4 protein-coding genes are annotated in these 3,409 nt (G+C 43.2%); 2 read left to right on the top strand and 2 right to left on the bottom strand.

Going from position 1 to position 3,409, the window contains the following annotated elements; translation table 11 throughout:
* Nucleotides 1–57 precede the first annotated feature (57 nt).
* Entirely contained in the window at nucleotides 58–243 is a 186-nt protein-coding gene (locus tag ACT3RN_RS14955; RefSeq protein ID WP_192520584.1) for a DpnD/PcfM family protein, read from the top strand.
* Between the two features lie 3 nt (nucleotides 244–246).
* Here ACT3RN_RS14955 and ACT3RN_RS14950 read toward each other — a convergent pair whose 3' ends face one another.
* The gene (locus ACT3RN_RS14950) at nucleotides 247–1,245 is read right to left on the bottom strand and encodes an aminotransferase class IV (RefSeq protein WP_318779558.1); all 999 of its coding nucleotides are present in this window, start codon (nucleotides 1,243–1,245) and stop codon (nucleotides 247–249) included.
* A 15-nt stretch (nucleotides 1,246–1,260) separates the two neighbouring features.
* Entirely contained in the window at nucleotides 1,261–1,929 is a 669-nt protein-coding gene (locus tag ACT3RN_RS14945) for a hypothetical protein (RefSeq protein ID WP_192520585.1), read from the bottom strand.
* Between the two features lie 426 nt (nucleotides 1,930–2,355).
* Here ACT3RN_RS14945 and aroE point away from each other — a divergent pair, with 426 nt between their 5' ends.
* Nucleotides 2,356–3,216 (top strand): shikimate dehydrogenase, encoded by an 861-nt coding sequence (gene aroE / locus ACT3RN_RS14940; RefSeq protein WP_192520586.1) that lies wholly within the window; start codon nucleotides 2,356–2,358, stop codon nucleotides 3,214–3,216.
* Nucleotides 3,217–3,409: the final 193 nt, after the last annotated feature.

Below are 3,409 nucleotides of genomic sequence, written 5' to 3'. Positions count from 1 at the left end.
TGGCATAGATAAAAAACAGATTTTGAGTATGACAATTTTTAATTATTGAGAACAGTTATGATAAAGAAAGGCGATTTGAATACTTATCAAATAGAGGTAGTCGAAACGATGAGTGCCATTATAGAAGTGGTTGCAGAAGATAGTGAAACAGCCCTACTAAAAGCGCGAGGAATATATCGAAACGAAGATATTGTTTTATACCCAGATGACTTTATCGACACTAAATTTAATATTTTTCAATAATAGCTAGACGGATTCAAACCTCACAATCTCACCCGATAGTAACGTCAAGCTACTCATTGGCATGACGCCACGCAGTGCATTGCAAAAGAAAATCTGCGTTAATTTAGGTAGATCATCATCTTGAAGCGACCTTATCACCACTGGGTATTGTGTCCTTGATAACGCATCGATAATGACTTGCCGCATGACACCATCGACACCCGATTGCGCCATAGATGGCGTATACCATTGGCCTGTCGTCAGATAGCTTGCATTGTCTTGATAATGTGGAAGCGTAGATGGTTTTTCTGATGCTGATGTTGTACAAGGCGATTCTGATAATTGATAAAACACATTACTCATCGTACCTTCGACCCACTGCCCGCTCATGTCACGTAGCAGACCCTCGCCGATGCTTTTTTCAGTTTTGAGTTTTGGTATTTGGGCTTTGATATCTTGCAACTCACCACTTGCTAGCACGTTATCTAAGCGATTGAGGGTTTTGAGCCCTGCCAGCGTTGATGGTAGACAGGAAATCTGCGACGACAGACAAACCGCAGTGCTAATAGGCTGTAAGGGAATGAAACGATCATCAGGTAGACGCAATTGCTCCGCTGTATCCACTCTCATCGCAGAAGGTTTGAGCCAAACCTCACAAGCACTACCAAACGCACTTGGCGTATAACAATAACCACGAATATCTTGTGTGCTGCGGGTGACAATCAGCTTGAGCATACCTTGTTGTAGCTGCTGAGCATGCGTCTGCAACTCATTTAATAATAAGTCGCTGTCTAGCTCGATATGTAATGCCTTGCTATGAGAAATAAGGCGCTGATGGTGATAATCTAACCACAATATTTGACCATCAATGACACCCATGGTGGTAAAAAACCCATCGCCGTAGGCCAGTCCACGATTGTCCAATGATAAACCAGCCGTCGAGGTATCTACTGTTGATTGATTCAACGTATTCTCTAGTGAATGCAGACACAACCAGCCAGTCGGCGAGGAATGAGCTGTCACTGTTTGATCATCGTCTTAGCTGTCATCGGTTGGGGCCTCAGATTTGTTAATGACCAACATACAGCTATAAAACTCACACTTTGCCAACTCGACCTTTTGACCACCGATGGTTTTATTTTTAACGATTTGCACATTGAGCATATCAGACACGAGATTACCCCCTTCATCACCCATCAATTCACGCGCGAGCTTATAGGCTTTTTCAGCATGCTCTTGGCTCAGCTCTTTTTCTTCATCAGAGTCGGTAGGGTTGGCAAAATACCAACCAAGCTCGAGATATTTTTCAGAATCAATAATATCTAAATAAGGCGCATCGGTATCCATAAAACGATACTTGGCAGCCGGATTACTGGCATAGTCTAAGCTGTTTTCATCGGTACTCACCACATTGCCAAAAGTCGCTTGGATACCCTCTAAATCATTAACATTGAGTGATTCTACATTTTCACTGCCCCATGCTGTGATATCATATTGCACTTGTTTGCCTGGCTGAACAGTTGCACCACTTACGTCAGTATCTGCTGCTGTCGTAGTTTCAGTTTCAGCAACGCTCTCCTCTCCAACTTCCGCATCGATACCTGCTTTATCTTGGACATCATCTACGCTGCTGTTACAGCCACTCAACGACACACCAACTGCCATTATCGTACCGACCAAAAAGGTCTGTAGGCTATTATTCCACATGGGCAATTTACTCACACTTTTAGATTTATCTCAAAATAACATTAACAAGCCGGCCAATATGCCACTGCTAATGCATAAGGTTTTTATAAATAAGTTGTCTGATGACTTTCTTGGATCTGCTGAACATTCAAAGTCAATTTATTATCACTTAATAGGACGTGTTGAACACTTTGATATCACATTTTATGTTACATAGTGTACCCAACTGCTTAACACTTGACCACCCTTTACGTTACGGATAACACTCCTAGAGAGTACATATTTGTTAAATATCTAACAGGTAAAAAACGCTATCATTCCACGTATTTATTCACGAACGCCTTGGTTTGTCAAACATCACGTTATCCCTTATGATGATAGCGATTCAACGACTTTCTGATAAGCTCTAACGAAGAGTTTTGACCTTTTATAGCCAGCGGACCTTTTATGACTCAGCATTTTATTGTTATTGGCAATCCTATTGCTCACAGCAAATCCCCCGAAATCCATACGCTATTTGCAGAGCAAGCAGGTATCGATATTAGCTATCAGCGCCAATACTGTCCTGACGATGCTGCCAGTTTTATGGCGGTGATTGAAGCATTTTTTCATGGTGGCGGTGTCGGTGCCAATGTGACAGTACCCTTTAAACAAGTTGCTTATAACTGCTGCTTAGCACGTGGTGGTTTGTCTGAACATGCCAAAGTTGCAGGGGCAGTTAATACGCTATCATTGAACCAAACACTGCTAGACAGCGGCACACCCATCGCAGAAGCAATCTATGGTGATAATACCGATGGTCAAGGGTTGGTCAATCACATTACAAGCTTGGACTGGCCGCTTACAGGCGCGCGTGTGGCACTCATTGGTGCAGGCGGTGCAGCCCGCGGTGTCGTACTACCGCTGATTCAGGCAGGTATTTCATCCCTGACCATTGCCAATCGTACTGTGAGCAAGGCTGTCAATTTGGTCACTGAGCTAAGCCAATCTAGTGAGACGATCGATAAACACAGTATCGAAACCTGTGCAACTAATGAATTAACTGGACAGTTTGATATCATTATTAATGCCACATCTATTGGACTGTCAGGCGATACCTTACCGCTAGATGATACTCTGAACTGTCAGTACGCTTATGACATGATGTATGGGCGCTCGCTACCGTTTTTGCAGCACTTTTCGATACGAGGTGCGCAAACCTCCGATGGTTATGGCATGCTTATCGGACAAGCAGCCTTGAGCTTTGAGCGTTGGACAGAGCATAACATTGATGTGGCAACAGCGACTGACGCATTGATCAACCGATAAGCAAGCTATAGTCAGTCCAATATACAACAGACACAGCGAGATTGGGATGAATTTTTTGCAGCCTCTGTCTGCGTAGGTGCAGCACGCCAGAAAAATTTATACCAGTTTCGCGTTATTAGATACTGTACCTTTTTTATTGCGTATCGACTATAGCCCGAGTCTTCATTTTGAAAGTAATGTTGACATACTCCCC

This window comes from Psychrobacter sp. AOP5-GZ1-6, from assembly GCF_052376345.1.
In the GTDB taxonomy this organism is placed as follows: domain Bacteria; phylum Pseudomonadota; class Gammaproteobacteria; order Pseudomonadales; family Moraxellaceae; genus Psychrobacter.
The sequence above is the reverse complement of the archived record's forward strand: the minus strand, read 5'-3'. Positions and strand labels throughout refer to the sequence as shown.